The 16,039-nt window shown below is 58.6% G+C and carries 15 protein-coding genes and 1 pseudogene; 6 read left to right on the top strand and 10 right to left on the bottom strand.

The annotated features are described in order from the left end of the window. Positions 1-285: 285 nt before the first annotated feature. The 5 genes and pseudogenes from ACO7SM_RS03600 (at position 286) to ACO7SM_RS03580 (ending at position 3,333) form a co-directional block, all read left to right on the top strand. Entirely contained in the window at positions 286-711 is a 426-nt protein-coding gene (locus tag ACO7SM_RS03600) for a PPC domain-containing DNA-binding protein (RefSeq protein ID WP_490469719.1), read from the top strand. 25 nt (positions 712-736) lie between these two features. Beyond that, positions 737-1,315 (top strand): ECF transporter S component, encoded by a 579-nt coding sequence (locus ACO7SM_RS03595; protein ID WP_301699353.1) that lies wholly within the window; start codon positions 737-739, stop codon positions 1,313-1,315. Continuing rightward, positions 1,315-2,021 (top strand): annotated as a pseudogene (locus tag ACO7SM_RS03590) (energy-coupling factor transporter transmembrane component T). The gene ACO7SM_RS03595 and the pseudogene ACO7SM_RS03590 overlap by 1 nt, the downstream one beginning before the upstream one ends. After that, on the top strand, positions 2,009-2,686 hold the full coding sequence (locus tag ACO7SM_RS03585; protein ID WP_490469718.1) for an ABC transporter ATP-binding protein: 678 nt from the start codon (positions 2,009-2,011) through the stop codon (positions 2,684-2,686). Before ACO7SM_RS03590 ends, ACO7SM_RS03585 begins: the two are co-directional and overlap by 13 nt. Continuing rightward, positions 2,680-3,333 (top strand): ABC transporter ATP-binding protein, encoded by a 654-nt coding sequence (locus ACO7SM_RS03580; RefSeq protein ID WP_490469717.1) that lies wholly within the window; start codon positions 2,680-2,682, stop codon positions 3,331-3,333. The genes ACO7SM_RS03585 and ACO7SM_RS03580 overlap by 7 nt, the downstream gene beginning before the upstream one ends. 52 nt (positions 3,334-3,385) lie before the next feature. Here the strand turns inward: ACO7SM_RS03580 and tkt are convergent, their stop codons facing one another. After that, a complete protein-coding gene (gene tkt / locus ACO7SM_RS03575) occupies positions 3,386-5,377 on the bottom strand; it encodes a transketolase (protein ID WP_490469716.1) in 1,992 nt (663 codons plus the stop codon). A gap of 280 nt (positions 5,378-5,657) precedes the next feature. Here tkt and loiP point away from each other — a divergent pair, with 280 nt between their 5' ends. Further along, the gene (gene loiP, locus ACO7SM_RS03570; RefSeq protein ID WP_490469715.1) at positions 5,658-6,416 is read left to right on the top strand and encodes a metalloprotease LoiP; all 759 of its coding nucleotides are present in this window, start codon (positions 5,658-5,660) and stop codon (positions 6,414-6,416) included. A 149-nt stretch (positions 6,417-6,565) separates the two neighbouring features. Here loiP and ACO7SM_RS03565 read toward each other — a convergent pair whose 3' ends face one another. From ACO7SM_RS03565 to ACO7SM_RS03525, 9 genes are read right to left on the bottom strand one after another with little or no spacing between them, the layout of a single operon-like run. Beyond that, entirely contained in the window at positions 6,566-8,206 is a 1,641-nt protein-coding gene (locus ACO7SM_RS03565) for a thiamine pyrophosphate-binding protein (RefSeq protein ID WP_490469714.1), read from the bottom strand. A gap of 13 nt (positions 8,207-8,219) precedes the next feature. After that, entirely contained in the window at positions 8,220-9,689 is a 1,470-nt protein-coding gene (locus tag ACO7SM_RS03560; RefSeq protein ID WP_490469713.1) for an aldehyde dehydrogenase, read from the bottom strand. 9 nt (positions 9,690-9,698) lie between these two features. Continuing rightward, positions 9,699-10,469 (bottom strand): aspartate dehydrogenase, encoded by a 771-nt coding sequence (locus tag ACO7SM_RS03555; protein WP_490469712.1) that lies wholly within the window; start codon positions 10,467-10,469, stop codon positions 9,699-9,701. Between the two features lie 9 nt (positions 10,470-10,478). Beyond that, a complete protein-coding gene (locus ACO7SM_RS03550; protein ID WP_490469711.1) occupies positions 10,479-11,273 on the bottom strand; it encodes an SDR family oxidoreductase in 795 nt (264 codons plus the stop codon). Continuing rightward, entirely contained in the window at positions 11,257-12,027 is a 771-nt protein-coding gene (locus ACO7SM_RS03545; protein WP_490469710.1) for an alpha/beta fold hydrolase, read from the bottom strand. The genes ACO7SM_RS03550 and ACO7SM_RS03545 overlap by 17 nt, the downstream gene beginning before the upstream one ends. A gap of 9 nt (positions 12,028-12,036) precedes the next feature. Then, entirely contained in the window at positions 12,037-12,567 is a 531-nt protein-coding gene (locus tag ACO7SM_RS03540) for a cupin domain-containing protein (protein ID WP_203360032.1), read from the bottom strand. Between the two features lie 10 nt (positions 12,568-12,577). Beyond that, positions 12,578-13,834 (bottom strand): MFS transporter, encoded by a 1,257-nt coding sequence (locus tag ACO7SM_RS03535; protein ID WP_490469709.1) that lies wholly within the window; start codon positions 13,832-13,834, stop codon positions 12,578-12,580. Positions 13,835-13,860: 26 nt separating this feature from the next. Further along, the gene (locus ACO7SM_RS03530) at positions 13,861-15,048 is read right to left on the bottom strand and encodes an NAD(P)/FAD-dependent oxidoreductase (RefSeq protein WP_490469708.1); all 1,188 of its coding nucleotides are present in this window, start codon (positions 15,046-15,048) and stop codon (positions 13,861-13,863) included. After that, complete coding sequence (locus tag ACO7SM_RS03525; RefSeq protein WP_490469707.1) at positions 15,045-15,971, bottom strand: VOC family protein; 927 nt, start codon at positions 15,969-15,971, stop codon at positions 15,045-15,047. The genes ACO7SM_RS03530 and ACO7SM_RS03525 overlap by 4 nt, the downstream gene beginning before the upstream one ends. Between the last annotated feature and the right edge of the window lie 68 nt (positions 15,972-16,039).

Below are 16,039 nucleotides of genomic sequence, written 5' to 3'. Positions count from 1 at the left end.
ACTGATTGATTATTTGTCGAACATTTAATCGACTGAAACGCTTCAGCTAGAATAAGCGAAACGAGGAATAAAAGGAATGATTGTCCAGCCAAAGAACGCAGTTATCTGACATACGTCACATTTTCGTACCTGAACACGTCAGTTTTATTCCATATTCCAGAATTGCGAATAAGCGTAGCAAAATCTTTTCGTTGTCGCGTTAAAAATCCTGATTTATATCAGGAAGTACCGCCACCAGCGTCTATATTATCAGCGTTACGTCCGAGTCTCGGAGTCCCCCAAAATATGACTACATCTCATCTCTCCTCGTCTGAAGCACGGTTTTATGCGCTTCGTTTGCTTCCCGGTCAGGAAGTCTTCACACAGTTACATGCGTTTGTAAATCAACACCAGTTGCAAGCCGCCTGGATTGCAGGTTGCACCGGCAGTCTGACCCACGTCGCCCTGCGGTACGCCGGACAAGAAGACACCACACTGCTTCGCGGAACTTATGAAGTTATCTCGTTGAGCGGCACGCTCGAACTTGCTGGCGAACATCTGCATCTCTGCGTTTCAGACTCAAAGGGCGCCATGCAGGGCGGTCATATGATGTCTGGCTGCACCGTTCGCACCACGCTTGAACTGGTGATCGGCGAGCTGACCGCACTGGCGTTTAGCCGCCAGCCTTGTGCGGTGTCTCACTATGACGAACTGGTTATTTCCCCCCGTTAACCCATTACCTGGTAAGAGGTTTTTTATGGCGCGTCGTCAATTTTCCAGCCAGTCGCTGGTGCTGATTGTGATTTCTATAGCCATCAATATGATCGGCGGACAGCTCATCAGCATGCTGAAGCTGCCCATTTTTCTCGATTCGATCGGTACCCTGATAAGCGCCGTGCTGTTAGGCCCCGTCATTGGTATGTTGACCGGATTACTGACCAATCTACTCTGGGGATTGTTGACCGATCCGATTGCGGCGGCATTCGCGCCAGTCGCCATGGTAATTGGTCTGGTCGCTGGATGGCTGGCACGGGCAGGCTGGTTTCGCACATTGCCGAAAGTCGTGGCCAGCGGCGTGGTGATCACACTGGCGGTCACGCTGGTTGCCGTGCCCTTGCGTACCGCACTCTTTGGCGGGGTGACTGGCAGCGGTGCCGATCTGTTCATCGCCTGGATGCACTCTGTCGGCCAGAATCTGGTGGAATCTGTCGCCATTACCGTGCTGGGCGCCAACCTGGTCGATAAGATCCTGACGGCGGTCATCGTCTGGATGCTACTGCGACAGTTGCCGCTTCGCACTACACGCCATTTCCCCACAATGTCTGCCGTGCGCTAATGCACCCGTTCACCTCGTTAACCCTGTGGGCACTGGCGGCATGCTCCACGTTGCTGCTGCCTGCTAATACCGTACTTCCGCTCTACAGCGGAGCCGCCTTTCTCTGCTTAGCGGGGGGAAGGCCACACGTCAGCGGGCAAAATACGTTGCCTGGCTGATGCTATCGCTGGGATTTGGCCTGTGGCTCGTACACGGCGGGTGGTTGAGCGAGTGGTTAAGCGGTAAGCCGCGCGATCCACAGCGCTGGGCGCAGGCCATCACGTTGTGGCTACGGATTCTGGCGATCGTCTCCACGTCACAGCTTTGGATGCAGTACGTACCGGTTCGCCAGTTTATCCGCGCGCTGTTTGCGTCTCGCTTACCCCCAGGTGTCGCCTACCTGTTCGCGGGGCCGCTTTTGGTGGCAGAACAGCTCAGGCAACAACTGTCTATCATTCACGAAGCGCAACGCGCACGCGGCGTGCCGCTGGATGAAGGCTGGTATCAGCGGCTTCGCGCCATGCCAGCACTGATTGTTCCTCTGACACATAATGCCCTCAACGATCTGGCGGTACGCGGCGCAGCACTGGATATGCGGGCATTTCGATTACACCGACGCCGTACCACGCTATGGGCGCCAGTGGACAGTACGTTTCAGCGCGTGGCGCGCTACAGTATGGTGTTTTTCATGCTGGCGGAAGCAGGAGTCTGGATATGGTTACGCTAGAACAGTTTTGCTACCACCCAACACAAACCACGCGCCCTGCGTTTAGGTTTGATTTCCACTACGCGGAATCCGGTATGGTGGCGATTTTTGGTGATAACGGCAGCGGAAAAAGCACCCTGGCTCAACTGATGGCTGGCTGGTATCCCGACTTTCTGCCCGGTGAGATTGCGGGCAAAGGCACCCTTCTGGGCGTGCCCATCGGCGAGCGCTCTCTGGTGGAGCAATCGCAAACCGTTCAGCTCGTCCAGCAGTCGCCTTATCTGCAGCTTTCCGGTTGTACCTTTAGCGTGGAAGAAGAAGTCGCCTTTGGCCCGGAAAATCTCGGGCTCAGCGAAGCGGAAATCATGCGCCGCATCGACCACGCACTCACTCTGACAGCGTGTCAGACGCTGCGCCATCGCCATCCCGGCACGCTCTCCGGCGGAGAGACGCAACGGGTGGTGATTGCCAGTGCATTGGCGATGCAACCGACGCTTCTGATCCTTGATGAAGCCTTCAGTCGTTTAACCGCCCAGGCCACCCGGTTGCTGCTGGAGCGTTTGCAGGACTGGGCGCAGGCGCAACAGGCACTGGTTATCCTTTTCGAGCGCAACCCCGAACCTTTTCTCGCCTATTGCCAACATAGCTGGCAGCTTCACAACGGAGAATTGTCTGTACGATGCTAACGCTAACTGAGGTCAATTATCGCTGGCCGGGCGCGTCGGACGATTGTCTTCGGGCAATCTCGCTGGAGTTAAAAACTGGCGAATGGCTGGCGCTGACCGGCGATAATGGCGCGGGTAAATCCACGCTGCTGCGAGTTATGGCCGGGTTACTCTCCCCGTCTTCCGGTTCCGTCCACCTTCAGGGAAGACCGATTGCGCAACTGAAAAACCGTGAACGAGCAAACGTGTTCGGCGTCCTGTTTCAGGAAGCCGAAAACCAACTGTTTCACAGCAAGGTATCTGAAGAAGTCGCCTTCGGATTGCGATTACAAAAACGACCGCCGGATGAGATTGCGCAACGCACCGCCGCCGCATTGCAATTGTGTCAGTTAGACGATGTTGCCGACGCGCACCCGCTGGATCTGCACACGGCGCAGCGCCGAATGGTCGCAGTTGCAAGCCTTGAGGCAATGGCGCCCGCCATTCTGCTGCTGGATGAACCCAGCCGGGACTTTGACGCACACTGGCTGGGCGTCTTCGAGAACTGGCTCGCAGTTTGCCGCCAGCGGGGCAACAGCGTGGTAGCAATTAGCCATGACGCTGCATTTACACAGCGTCACTTCCCACGGGCGGTTCGCCTGGAAACAGGGCAATTGATTATGGCGTAGCATGAAAAAAAACGGGCCGCCTGAGCGACCCGTTTTAACGATAACCGCGTAATTACAGCAGCGATTTCGCTTTGGCAACCACGTTATCAACGGTGAAGCCGAACTCTTCGAACAGCAGCTCAGCCGGTGCAGACTCACCGAAGGTGGTCATGCCGACGATAGCGCCGTTCAGGCCCACGTATTTGAACCAGTAGTCTGCGATACCGGCTTCCACAGCAACGCGTGCGGAAACGGCTTTCGGCAGTACGGATTCACGGTAAGCGGCATCCTGCTTGTCGAACGCATCGGTAGACGGCATGGAAACCACGCGCGCCTTAACGCCTTCGGCAGACAGTTTGTCCCACGCAGCCACAGCCAGTTCAACTTCAGAACCGGTGGCAATGAAAATCAGCTCCGGCTGACCGGCGCAATCTTTCAGCACGTAACCACCGCGAGCGATGTTCGCCAGTTGCTCAGCGGTACGATCCTGCTGCGCCAGGTTCTGACGGGAAAGGATCAGCGCGGTCGGGCCGTCCTGACGCTCAACGCCATATTTCCACGCTACCGCGGATTCAACCTGGTCACACGGACGCCATGTGGACATGTTCGGGGTCACACGCAGAGAAGCGACCTGCTCTACCGGCTGGTGAGTCGGGCCATCTTCGCCCAGACCGATGGAGTCGTGGGTGTAGACCATCACCTGACGCTGTTTCATCAGCGCAGCCATACGTACGGCATTACGTGCGTATTCAACGAACATCAGGAAGGTCGAGGTGTACGGCAGGAAACCGCCGTGCAGGGAGATACCGTTGGCAATCGCGGTCATACCGAATTCACGTACACCGTAATGGATGTAGTTACCGGCAGTATCTTCGTTAATAGCCTTAGAACCAGACCACAGGGTCAGGTTGCTTGGTGCCAGGTCAGCGGAACCGCCGAGGAATTCTGGAAGCCAAGGGCCAAACGCTTCGATCGCATTCTGAGACGCTTTACGGCTGGCGATTTTAGACGGGTTAGCCTGCAACTTAGCAATGAACTCGTTCGCTTTCGCGTCGAAGTCAGACGGCATTTCACCTTTCATACGACGGGTGAATTCAGCAGCTTCCTGCGGGAAGGCTTTCGCGTAAGCGGCGAATTTCTCGTTCCATGCGGACTCTTTCGCCTGGCCTGCTTCTTTCGCATCCCACTGCGCGTAGATTTCAGACGGGATTTCGAACGGCGCGTATTTCCAGCCCAGTTGCTCACGGGTCAGTGCAATTTCTGCATCGCCCAGCGGCGCACCGTGGGAGTCATGCGTACCGGCTTTGTTCGGGGAACCGAAACCGATGATGGTTTTGCACATCAGCAGGGACGGTTTGTCGGTCACAGCACGCGCTTCTTCTACTGCGCGTTTAATTGCTTGTGCATCATGTCCGTCAACACCACGCACCACGTGCCAGCCGTAGGCTTCGAAACGTTTAGCGGTATCGTCGGTGAACCAGCCTTCAACATGACCATCAATAGAGATGCCGTTGTCATCGTAGAACGCAACCAGTTTACCCAGTTTCAGCGTACCGGCCAGGGAACATACCTCGTGAGAGATACCTTCCATCATGCAGCCATCGCCCATGAAAGCGTAAGTGAAGTGGTCAACGATGTCGTGGCCAGGACGGTTAAACTGCGCTGCCAGCGTTTTTTCTGCGATGGCCATACCGACTGCGTTAGCAATACCCTGACCCAGCGGCCCCGTCGTGGTTTCAACACCCGCGGTGTAACCCACTTCCGGGTGACCCGGAGTTTTGGAATGCAGCTGACGGAAGTTCTGCAGCTCAGACATCGGCAGGTCATAGCCGGTGAGGTGCAGCAGGCTGTAAATCAGCATGGAGCCGTGGCCGTTAGACAGCACGAAGCGGTCACGGTCAGCCCAGGCCGGGTTCTGCGGGTTGTGGTTCAGGAAATCACGCCACAGGACTTCGGCAATGTCAGCCATACCCATCGGGGCACCCGGATGGCCGGATTTGGCTTTCTGTACTGCGTCCATGCTCAGCGCACGAATAGCATTGGCAAGCTCTTTACGTGAGGACATTTTGACTCCAGATCGGATGATGAAGGCCATACCCAAACGGCTTGACGACCGCGCGTTTTGGGCTACGCCGGAAAAAAGTGCCAACAATGTAACCCAAGCCGCGTGCCATGTACATGGAGCATCCTTTTGCCGTTTCGGAAATCTCCTGAACACGATCGTAGGTTGCGCAATCTACTCGCTCATTTATAAGGATTCTCTTTATACTTTGTCTAAATTCCCTGCTCTTCAACAGCGGGAAATTTCAGATGATGGCAATAATCATTAACGTGGAATAATCACAATGAAAATTCGTTCTGCATTACTAGCCTGTGGAATTGCATTCGCTCTGACCGGTTGTCAGAACATGGATTCAGGCGGGCTGATGACGTCTGGTAGTGAAGCCTTACAGGCTTATAGCCTGAGCGATGCACAGATCAAGACACTGAGCGATCAGGCTTGCCAGGAGATGGACGGTAAAGCAACCATCGCCCCGGCCAGCAGTGAATACGCTAAACGTCTGAGCAAAATTGCGGGAGCGCTCGGTGACAACATCAACGGGCAGCCAGTGAACTACAAAGTGTATATGGCGAAAGACGTGAACGCGTTTGCGATGGCCAACGGCTGTATTCGTGTCTATAGCGGACTGATGGATATGATGACCGATAACGAAGTCGAGGCGGTGATCGGCCATGAAATGGGGCACGTTGCGCTCGGTCACGTGAAGAAAGGGATGCAGGTTGCGCTGGGCACTAACGCCGTTCGCGTCGCCGCTGCCTCTGCGGGCGGGATCGTCGGTAGCCTGTCACAATCGCAATTGGGCGATCTTGGCGAAAAACTGGTGAATTCACAGTTCTCCCAGCGCCAGGAGTCCGAAGCGGATGACTATTCCTACGATCTGTTGCGTAAACGCGGGATTGATCCATTGGGACTGGCCACCAGCTTTGAGAAACTGGCGAAGTTAGAAGCGGGCCGTCAAAGCTCTATGTTTGACGATCACCCTGCGTCTGCCGAACGTGCGCAACATATTCGCGATCGCATGTCGACAGACGGCATTAAGTAACCATTGAACAGTGCCGGATGGCGGCGTAAACGCCTTATCCGGCCTACTTATTTCGTCCTGTGATCGGACGTTATTGGCGAAGTCAGTTTGGGGGCGGCCAGCGTGGTATGCCGGATAAGATGCGTTAGCATCGCCATCCGGCTTTTCTCTCAATACAACGTCTTCTGCGGCGGCCCGGCGAACTTCAGTGCGCCAATCTGCCCCATCTTCACCTCCACCACTGACGGCCCCGGGATCGCCAGCGCTTCAGTCATCACGGCATTAAAATCCTCCGCTCGCTCGACACACCATGCCTGTAGCCCAATAGCTTGCGCCAGCAGAGTAAAGTCCGGTGTATGCAGTTCGTTGTAGTACTGCCGTCCGCCGAAGTATTTATCCTGAATGCCGCGCATCACGCCGTAGCCACCGTCGTTCATAATCAGCAGCGTAACGTTGGCTTTCTCCTGCGCCAGCGTTGCCAGCTCGCCCAGGTTCAGACTCAGACCGCCGTCACCGACCAACCCCACCACCTTACGCTGTGGGTTAGCAATCGCCGTGCCGATAGCCATCGGCAGACCCATACCTATTGCACCAGCGAGGGAGTGGATGTTCATCAGTGGGCCGTTAGCGCGGAACAAGCGGCTGCCCCACAGGCTGCCAGACACGGTAATATCGCGTACCAGCAGGCCGTTTTCCGGCAGCGCCCGGTCGATGGCGTCGTTGAGTTTTGCATACTCGCCGCACTGCGTGCGCAACTCCTGCTCCGCTTTAGCGACCGCCTCGCTCACCCGCGCATCCCACTGCGCATTCCCCCACTCACGGCCCTGTACTTTCTCCGCCAATGCGGCGAGCAGAACAGAACAGTCGGCAATCAGAGTGTTGTCCATCAAATAGTTACGGCTGGCCGCCGCCGGATCGATATCAATTTGTACGCGCGGATGCGGTAGCTCCAGCGTCCAGGAACGCGTTTCATTGCTACGCAGGCGCGAGCCCGCCACCAGCGTAAAATCACAGGCAGAAATGACCGCTTCAACTGACGGCGAGTTATGGAAGGCCCGCAGGCTGGCGCGATGGCTGTCCGGCAATACGCCACGAGCGTGGGTACTGGAAATAACGGTCACCCCGGCATCGGCCAGCTTTTTCACCGCGTCTGCGCTACCCAGCGCCCCGCCGCCCAGCCACAGCAGCGGTAACTTCGCCTGCTTCAGTTGCGCCCACAGCGCATCCACCACATCGCTTGTTACGCCCGCCGCCGGAGGCGTTTGTACCGGTGCCGTCACCAGCGAAGCAGGGATTTTAGCGCTCTGAATATCGATCGGAATTTCAACCGAGACTGGCCCACACGGCGGCGTTTTCGCCTCCTGAATGGCCTTATGCAGAATCGCGATGGCCTGGTTGGCATTGCTGATGCGATACGCCCGCTTTGAGCTCGCCTTCAGGAAGGTGAGCTGATCGCGCGTCTCGTGAATAAAACCAGTGTCGGCATCCAACCAGGCCTTTTCGACCTGGCCCGTTAAGTGCAGCAACGGTGTGCAGGCGTTCATTGCTTCAACCAGCGCCCCGACCGCATTTCCGGCGCCCGCGCCGGTACTGGTCAGCGCCACGCCAAGCCCGGAGAAACGCCCGTGGGCGTCGGCCATGGTGACCGAACCCGCCTCGCCGCGCCCGGGCACGAAGCGGATATTGCCGCGCTGGCCGACCGCATCGGCGATCGGTAGGTTATGGATAGAGATGACGCCGTAGATGGCCTCAACGTGATACTGCTCCAGCGTTCTGGCGATGGCGTCGCCGACGGTTATCATTTCGCTCATTGCTCACCCTTTCTCAGTCGCACCAGTGGTTGACGCTATTACCCGTCGCCAGATAAATGCTCTTTTGTTGCATCCAGGCCTTCAGCCCCTGAATGCCCTTTTCGCGGCCCAGACCGCTCTCTTTAAAGCCCCCAAACGGGGTCGAAATAGAGAAAACTTTGTAGGTATTAATCCACACCGTTCCCGCCTCCAGCCGTTCGCTCAGGCGCAGGGCGCGGCCGGTATCACGCGTCCAGATGCCCGCCGCTAGCCCGTAGACCGAGTCATTGGCTTCGCGAACCAGCGCATCTTCATCGTGAAAAGGCATCACCACCAGCACCGGGCCGAAGATCTCCTCCTGGCTGGCGCGAGCGCTGTTCTTCAGCCCCTCGACGATCGTTGGCAGAAAGAAACTGCCCGCCGCCAGAGCAGGATCCGCCGGGATCTCACCACCGCACAGCACGCGCCCGCCTTCCCGCTTCGCAAGCTCTACATACTCCAGCACATGCTGGCGATGCGCTTCGCTAATCAGCGGCCCTACATGCGTGTCGCGGTTGAAAGGATGGCCTACGCGCAGACTGCGAGTTAGCTCCAGCAGCCGCGCCATCAGCGGGGCGTAAACCTGTTCGTGAATAAACAGCCGCGAACCCGCAATGCACGCCTGCCCGGCTGAACTAAAAATGCCGTAGCAGATGCCGCGCGCCGCCTGCTCGATATCGGCATCTTCCAGCACGATAGTCGGCGATTTGCCGCCCAGCTCCAGCGAGGTGGGGATTAACTTTTCCGCCGCCACGTGCGCCAGATGGCGACCGGTTGTCGTACCGCCGGTGAAGGAGATTTTGCGCACCTTCGGATGACGCGCCAGGGCGTCGCCGATCACCGAGCCTTTGCCCGGCAGCACGCTCAGCAGGCCTGCCGGCAGCCCCGCCCGTTCGAAAATTCGCGCCAGTTCCAGCGCCATCAGCGGCGTGGCCTCGGCGGGTTTCAGGATCACCGCGTTGCCAGCGGCAATGGCTGGGGCCACTTTTTGCATTTCGCTGGCAATCGGCGAGTTCCACGGCGTAATCGCCGCCACTACGCCGAGCGCTTCATAACGGCTCAGCGTCAGCAGATCCGGTTGGCGCGGCGTCGGCAGTTCGCCTTCCAGCAGCTCACAGGCGGCGGCGAAATAGCGGGCGGTCGCCGCTGCACTCATCACCAGGCCTCGCGCTTCCGCCAGCGGCTTGCCGTTGTCGCGGCTCTGCATGTGCGCCAGCTCATCGGTACGGGCTTCAATGTCATCCGCAACCTTGTGCAGGATCTTCGCACGCTGGTGCGACAGCGCGTTGCGCCACGTCGGCTCACGCCATGCGCGGTCCGCGCACTCAATCGCTTCCTGTAGATCATCAAGGCTTGCCGCGTGCATCGTGGCGTTGATAGAACCGTCAGCCGGGAAGCTGCTTTGCATCATCTTTCCGCCGCCGTGCCGCCAGTGGCCGCCGATAAAAATCATTAATTCATCCATTTCAGCCTCTCAGCGCTGGACCAGCTCGCGGCAGGCGCGCACTGCGCTTAACGCCGCCAGGGTGGAAGTTTTCGGGTTGCTGGCCAGCGGTAAGCCGCTCAGTTCCAGATGAAATTCGCCAAACAGACCTTCAACGTGCAGGGTGTGGGTATTGCGTTTCGTGGCCGGGTCTACCATCAGTTGCACGCGGGTGTCATCCATACCGATACCGCCGAGCGCCACGGTCGCCGCCACGTTGGCGTTAGCCGGAAACAGCCTGGCCGCCTCGCGGGCACTGCCTTCAAAGAAAATCTGCGCCTCGGAAACGGTGTTAAGATCGATAAGCTGTTCAGCGTGGCTACCGCGCCAACTGGCCGGGCTTTTACGCGACTGGTAGGTAACGCGCTCAAGCCCGCCCTCTTTCGCCGCCGCCAACCCGTCAATCCCCGCTACCGCGCCGCTCAGCAGCGTGAGCCTTCCGCTCGCGTTCAGCAGGCGTTGCTCCAGCGCGCTGTCGGCCAACGCCCCGGTGGAGATCACCGCCAGATGCCAGCCGCGCGCCAGTACCGCCTCGCCGTACTGCGCCACCGCCTGCTGACTGGCACACTCCAGCACCAGATCCGGCGTCTCAGCACAATCCATTGGCGTGATCAGTGCGGTGACTGTGCCGCCAAACTGCTCGTGGATCGCCGCGTGGTGAGATTCACGCGCGACGATCCAACCGATAGCCACCTGCGGCGGCAAGCGTTCAATCACCGCCTGCGCCATCGCGCCGTAGCCAATTAACATGATCTTTTTCATGACGCTTCCTTAAAGGTGACGGCAGAAACCGCCGGAGACATCCAGCGCCGCACCGGTAGTAAACGAGGCCAGCGGGGAGGCGAGGAATAACAGCGCCTGCGCTGGCTCCTGCGGTTTGCCCAGGCGGGCCATGGGAATACCGCGCTTGCGGGCGATATCCGCCGTCCACTCCGGCCAGCTCTGGTTCTTATCGGCGCGGTTAGCAAACCGGCGTTGCCACTGCCCGGACTCGACCATGCCGAGTAAAATTGAATTAACGCGAATGCCTTTTTCCACCAGATCTTTTGACAGTGTTAGCGTCATATTCAGTAGCGCTGCGCGCGCCGCCGAGGTGGCAATCATGTGCTCTTCCGGCTGTAGCGCCAGCAGGGAGTTTACGCAGGTAATCGAGGCGATATCCGACTGCTCAAGCTGCGGTAAAAACGCCTGCACCGGGTTAATCACGCCGAACAGTTTCAGCTCGGCTTCATGCAACCACGCCTCGCGCGGGGTATCAGCAAAATGCGCCACATAGCCCTGTCCGGCGTTGTTGATCAACATATCTGCCGGGCCAAAACGGGCGTTCACCGCCTCGGAAAACGCCTGCACCTCTTCGGCTTTCAGCACGTCGCAGCGCCATGAAAACACCTCGCCCTCAGGATATTCGTTTTGCAGCGCCGCGTGGGCGCTGGCAAGGCGGTCAGGATCGCGTCCGCAGAACGCGACTTTCGCCCCTTCGCCCAACAGCAGACGCAGCGTTTCAAAACCAATACCCGAAGACCCTCCGGTGACCACCGCGACACGTCCGTTAATTTGTGCATTCATCGCGCACCTCTTGTTTAATACGTAAAAGCTGTTGATTAAAAAACGCGTTGTTATCGAGATAACTAGCATGTCCGGCCTGCGGAATAGCGGTGTACGACATGCCGTAGCGCAGCGCCAGTCCGTGTACCAACTCAGGCGGGGTGATGGCATCCTGCTCGCCGCACCAGACTTCAAATGCGCCGCCGTAGATCCTGAGCCAGCCGTGAATGTCGTCGTGCGCCAGCATCCACGCGGCAGCGAGATAGCCCTCGGCGCGCAGCCTGCGCATCCCGGCGGCTACGGTGGCGATATCTGCCTCACGCGCACCGGGGTGCAGTAGCTTCGCCGCCCGGGTTTGCGCGAGGATCTCGCCACCGAGTGCGATTTGTTGCTCACGGCTGCGCCAAACTTTCTCGCGCTGCTCGGGCGCGCTCTGGCCGTAGCCCTGTGCGGCATCTGCCAGCACCAGGTGCAGCACGCGGTCGGGGTATTTCGCCGCAAACGCGCTGGCGACCAGCGCACCGAGTGAATGCCCTACCAGCACCGTCTGCCGAACGCCTGCGCTGTCCAGCATTGCCGCCAACGCGTCGGCGTAATCCCCCGCGTTGGCCTGTGCAACATCAAGTATTGGGCTCTCGCCGTAACCAGGCATATCCCAGGCCAGCACGCGGAAACCCGCCAGCGTCATCTGCTTATGCCAGGAGCTCGCGCCGGAGCTGATACCGTGCAACAGCATCAGCGGAATACCGCAGCCCTGTTCACGAAAACCCGTCATAGCGCCCCCTTAGCCCCGCTTCACTTTTGACAGTGGATGATCGGTCGGATAGGTCGGGATGTGCGGTTTCTGTGTACCCAGCATCACGCACATCAGCGCTTCTTCTTCGCCGTGGTTAAACAGTCCGCGATAAATACCCGGCGGCACAGAGATCAAATCGCGTTCGCGCAGCACGGTTTCGGTGTAGTTATCGCCGTCCTGAATCATCAGTGTGATCTGCCCTTTCAGCATGAAGAAAACCTCTTCCACATCATCGTGCAGGTGCAGCGGCCCTTCGCATTTTGACGGCAGCACCATGGTGGAGAAGGTGAAGTGCTCGGCGGGAACGGTATTGGCATCGGTTGCCACGCCCGTCGCGCCGGTGCCGATGTAGCGCATCTGCGCACGGCGATATTTCGGGTCATAGTCGGCCTGGAACTTCAGCGCGTTCCAGTCGTACTTGCGTCCTTCAAAGCGCGCAATGCGCGACTCGACCCACTCTTCCATGGTCAGATGGTCAGGTTTAATGCCCGGTTTTGCGGTTACGGTTGAATCAGTCATGACACTCTCCTCAGTAACGTTTCAGCAGCGGCAGTAACAGGACGCAGCCCACCGCCGCCATCACCGCCAGAAAAATCAGCCCGGAATCCATGCTGTGGGTGAAGGCGATAAGCACCCCCATCACCGCTGGCGACAGCGCACCCGCAAAGTTTCCCAGCCCGTTGAAGATACCGCCGGCGGTAGCGCTCACCCTCGGGTGGGTCGCCTTCGCCAGCAGCGCAAAAATGTTGGGGGCGCCGGTTCCCCACATAAAGGTGCTAAAGCTCATTGCCGCGATGACGGCCAGCGGGGTATTCAGATGCATCACCACCGCCAGCCCAACCCCTGCGCCCGCCATCGAGATAAAGCAGGCCGCCGCGCGTTTATCGACGCGGTCCGACAGCCATGCGCCAATCACTTCCCCTGCCAGCATGGCGATAAACGGCATCGATGAGAGCCAGCCGGCATGTTCGAGATGGATGCCTTTGCCTTTGATCAGATAACCCGGCAACCAGCCGTTAATGCCCCACAGATAGGTCAGGAAGGTGATGTTAAAGATGCAAATAATCCAGAAGTGCGGACTGACGAACAGCTCACGGCGCGCCAAACGTCGCGCTTCTTGTGTCGCCTGCGCGGTGGTCGGCTTTGCATCCAGACGGATGCCCCGCAGGCCAATGCGCACGAAAATCAGTACCGGCACAGTCAGCATCGCCATCACGAAGAAGGTGCTCTGCCAGCCGAAGGTGTTGAGCAGCCACAGGGAGAGCGGGAAGCCAATCGCTGCGCCAAACGGCGTGCCGAGCAGCCACAGCATGGTGGCCCGCGCCTGCAGACGCTGCGGGAAGTTGTGGCGAACGATGGCGAAAGCCAGCGGAAACAGCGGCCCCTCAGCGACACCGAGCAGAATGCGCAGCACAATCATCAGGGTGTAGTTGTGGGTGAAGCCCATCGCCACCATCAGCACGCACCACACCGCCATCATCCCGGTCAGCAGGCGCAGCGGCGCAATCTTGTCGCCGAGGCCGCTCAGAAATACCGATGAAAAACCGTAGCTCAGCAAAAACGCACTCATCAGAATGCCAAGGCGCGTGGTGTCAAAATCAATGCCCATCGCCTGCTGAAAATGGCCGTCAGAAAACAGCGCGGCAATGCTGATTTTGTCGAAAAACGCCAGCAGTACACAGGCCAGCAGCGACAGCGGGATCGCCCAGCGAACAGCTTTTTCAGGCGTACGGGTTCCCTCACCGTTCGCCTCTGCGGGCGCGGTGTTCGTCTCGAATGTGGTCATTTACCCCCCCTAAGGGTACGCGTCGGTTATCGCAATGACATCAGTGAAAAGGTCGGGTCGGCGAGCGGAACGTCAGACAGATCCCGTCCAGCCGCCATCCAGCGTTTCGCCAGCTTTACGGTGCGTGCGTCATTGAACGCCACCAACTGCGCCAGCCGTCCGTTTCCGTCCAACGAGAAGAAAAGCGTATTCTCACGGACGATCGTTTTACTGTCAGGCTGTGGAATGCCGAGGATCTGAATGTTGTTCTGGTATTGATCCGACCACAGCCACGGAGCTTCGTCATAACCTGCGGCGTCTGCATTGAGCATCGCTTTTGCCGTCGCCACCGACTGATTCTGCGCAAAGGCCCAGGACTGAATGCACAGGCCGTACTGGTGATGCTGCGCCACATCGCCTGCGGCAAAAATGGCCGGATCCGAGGTTCGCCCCTGCGCATCGACGACGATCCCGCGGTCGGTGTGCAGCCCGGCGTCACGCGCCAGCTCCAGATTGAGATCGACGCCGATCCCCACCACGACTGCGTCATAGGTTTCACGCTGGCTGTCACAATGGATCGTCGGCAGGCCATCGTTATCCTCCAGTTCCAGCGTGCCGCAGCCGGTACGGATATCCACGCCCTGCTCGCGGTGGACAGCCGCCAGGTGCGCAGAGACGTCGGCACTGACCGAGCGCATACACAGCGCAGGCTGCTGCTCAAACAGCGTAACCGCTATGCCGCTTTTGCGCGCCGAAGCGGCAATCTCCAGGCCAATCCAGCCGCCGCCGATGATCGCCAGCGTTTTGCACTCCGTCAGGCGTCCTTTCAAACGCTGGGCATCCTGCCAATGACGCAGCGTGTAAACCTGCGGATGCTGTTCCCACGCCGCCCCCGGCAAGCGTGCCCGTCCACCGGTGGCGATTAATAGCATGTTGTAACTAAGCAGTTCTCCGTTGCTTAGCTGTACCGTTTTCGCCTCACGGTGGATGGATTCCACCCGCAGCGGACGGTACCAGTTCAGGTTCAGCGCCTGTTGTGCCGCTTCGCTAAACAGTCGCGGCAACACAGCGTCCGGCTCCAGCAACGTGGCTTTCGACAGCGGCGGGCGCTCGTAGAAGTCCCACGCCTCTTCAGCGACGACGCAAATCTCGCCGTCAAAGCCTTCGTCGCGCAGGGTTTTCGCCGCCCATCCGCCCGCCTGACCGCCGCCAACAATGACAATACGCGTCGTCATAGGGCCTCCGTTTTCTTCTGCTGGCGACGCGTGTCATGATCGATACCGCCTTCCACCGCCCATTCAGTAAAAGAGACCAGCGAATGCTCCAGCTCACGCGGCTGCCAGTTTTCCGTCAGATAGTCGTCGTTGGTGTAGTACTCAAACGCGCCGCCGGTCGGACTGTTGACATACCAGAAGTAAGCCGACGACACCGGGTGGCGTCCCGGCCCAATAAAGGTGCTCCAGGCATTCTTGTTCATGGCGATGCCGCCGCCGATCACTTCATGGATATCACGCACGGTAAAGGCAACGTGGTTCAGACCACGCTTGCGGTTCGGCAGTTGCAGTAAGAAGAGGTTGTGGTGGCCGCCGCGTACGCCGCAGCGCAGGAACACCGCGCGATTGATATAGCGATCGGAAACCTGAAAGCCGAGCACGTCGCGATAAAATCTCTCCACCGCAGCCAACTCTTCGACGAAGAACACCACGTGGCCGACGTTGATCGGCTCAGCGCGATCGTAAACCGGGCTCGGCGTGTCGATACGGCGGACGTCGCCCCACTGATTGATTGGCTCGACGTTCAGCTCAACCGGCACCTGCTGGCTCACCTGTACGCGCAGAGTCATGCCGTTCGGATCGCGGCATTCCAGCGCGCCGTCTACTTCACGAAAACCCGGCTGCTGCGCCAGCTTCGGCTTTAAGGCTTCCAGTTCCTGCGGGCTGGCTACCGACCAGGTCATGCGGCGCAGGGTGTTACCGGCTTCAAACGCAGCAGGAAGATCCGGGCTGTCGATCGGGTTCAGCTCCACGCGGGCACCGCTTAGGGTGGTAAAACGCTGGCCGCTGGCGTCTCCCGTCAGGCCAAAATCACGCATAAATTTGGCGCAGTGCGTCAGGTCGTCGACGCCAAATTCCAGCTTTTCAATTCCGATTACGCTCATCGTTCGTTGCCTCATTTACCGTTCATCACCCGAATTTGGGCGTAAAATATGCCCGACGCAGTCAAGCG

The sequence above is a fragment of the Citrobacter sp. LJND-P06 genome (assembly GCF_058188415.1).
This window is presented reverse-complemented; position numbering and strand designations above follow the sequence as displayed.

Excerpts from the sequence above, each read along its gene's own strand:
- ACO7SM_RS03600 (WP_490469719.1), top strand. The coding sequence starts at position 286 with ATGACTACATCTCATCTCTCCTCGTCTGAAGCACGGTTTTATGCGCTT.
- ACO7SM_RS03595 (WP_301699353.1), top strand. The coding sequence starts at position 737 with ATGGCGCGTCGTCAATTTTCCAGCCAGTCGCTGGTGCTGATTGTGATT.
- ACO7SM_RS03585 (WP_490469718.1), top strand. The coding sequence starts at position 2,009 with ATGGTTACGCTAGAACAGTTTTGCTACCACCCAACACAAACCACGCGC.
- ACO7SM_RS03580 (WP_490469717.1), top strand. The coding sequence starts at position 2,680 with ATGCTAACGCTAACTGAGGTCAATTATCGCTGGCCGGGCGCGTCGGAC.
- tkt (WP_490469716.1), bottom strand. The coding sequence starts at position 5,377 with ATGTCCTCACGTAAAGAGCTTGCCAATGCTATTCGTGCGCTGAGCATG.
- loiP (WP_490469715.1), top strand. The coding sequence starts at position 5,658 with ATGAAAATTCGTTCTGCATTACTAGCCTGTGGAATTGCATTCGCTCTG.
- ACO7SM_RS03565 (WP_490469714.1), bottom strand. The coding sequence starts at position 8,206 with ATGAGCGAAATGATAACCGTCGGCGACGCCATCGCCAGAACGCTGGAG.
- ACO7SM_RS03560 (WP_490469713.1), bottom strand. The coding sequence starts at position 9,689 with ATGGATGAATTAATGATTTTTATCGGCGGCCACTGGCGGCACGGCGGC.
- ACO7SM_RS03555 (WP_490469712.1), bottom strand. The coding sequence starts at position 10,469 with ATGAAAAAGATCATGTTAATTGGCTACGGCGCGATGGCGCAGGCGGTG.
- ACO7SM_RS03550 (WP_490469711.1), bottom strand. The coding sequence starts at position 11,273 with ATGAATGCACAAATTAACGGACGTGTCGCGGTGGTCACCGGAGGGTCT.
- ACO7SM_RS03545 (WP_490469710.1), bottom strand. The coding sequence starts at position 12,027 with ATGACGGGTTTTCGTGAACAGGGCTGCGGTATTCCGCTGATGCTGTTG.
- ACO7SM_RS03540 (WP_203360032.1), bottom strand. The coding sequence starts at position 12,567 with ATGACTGATTCAACCGTAACCGCAAAACCGGGCATTAAACCTGACCAT.
- ACO7SM_RS03535 (WP_490469709.1), bottom strand. The coding sequence starts at position 13,834 with ATGACCACATTCGAGACGAACACCGCGCCCGCAGAGGCGAACGGTGAG.
- ACO7SM_RS03530 (WP_490469708.1), bottom strand. The coding sequence starts at position 15,048 with ATGACGACGCGTATTGTCATTGTTGGCGGCGGTCAGGCGGGCGGATGG.
- ACO7SM_RS03525 (WP_490469707.1), bottom strand. The coding sequence starts at position 15,971 with ATGAGCGTAATCGGAATTGAAAAGCTGGAATTTGGCGTCGACGACCTG.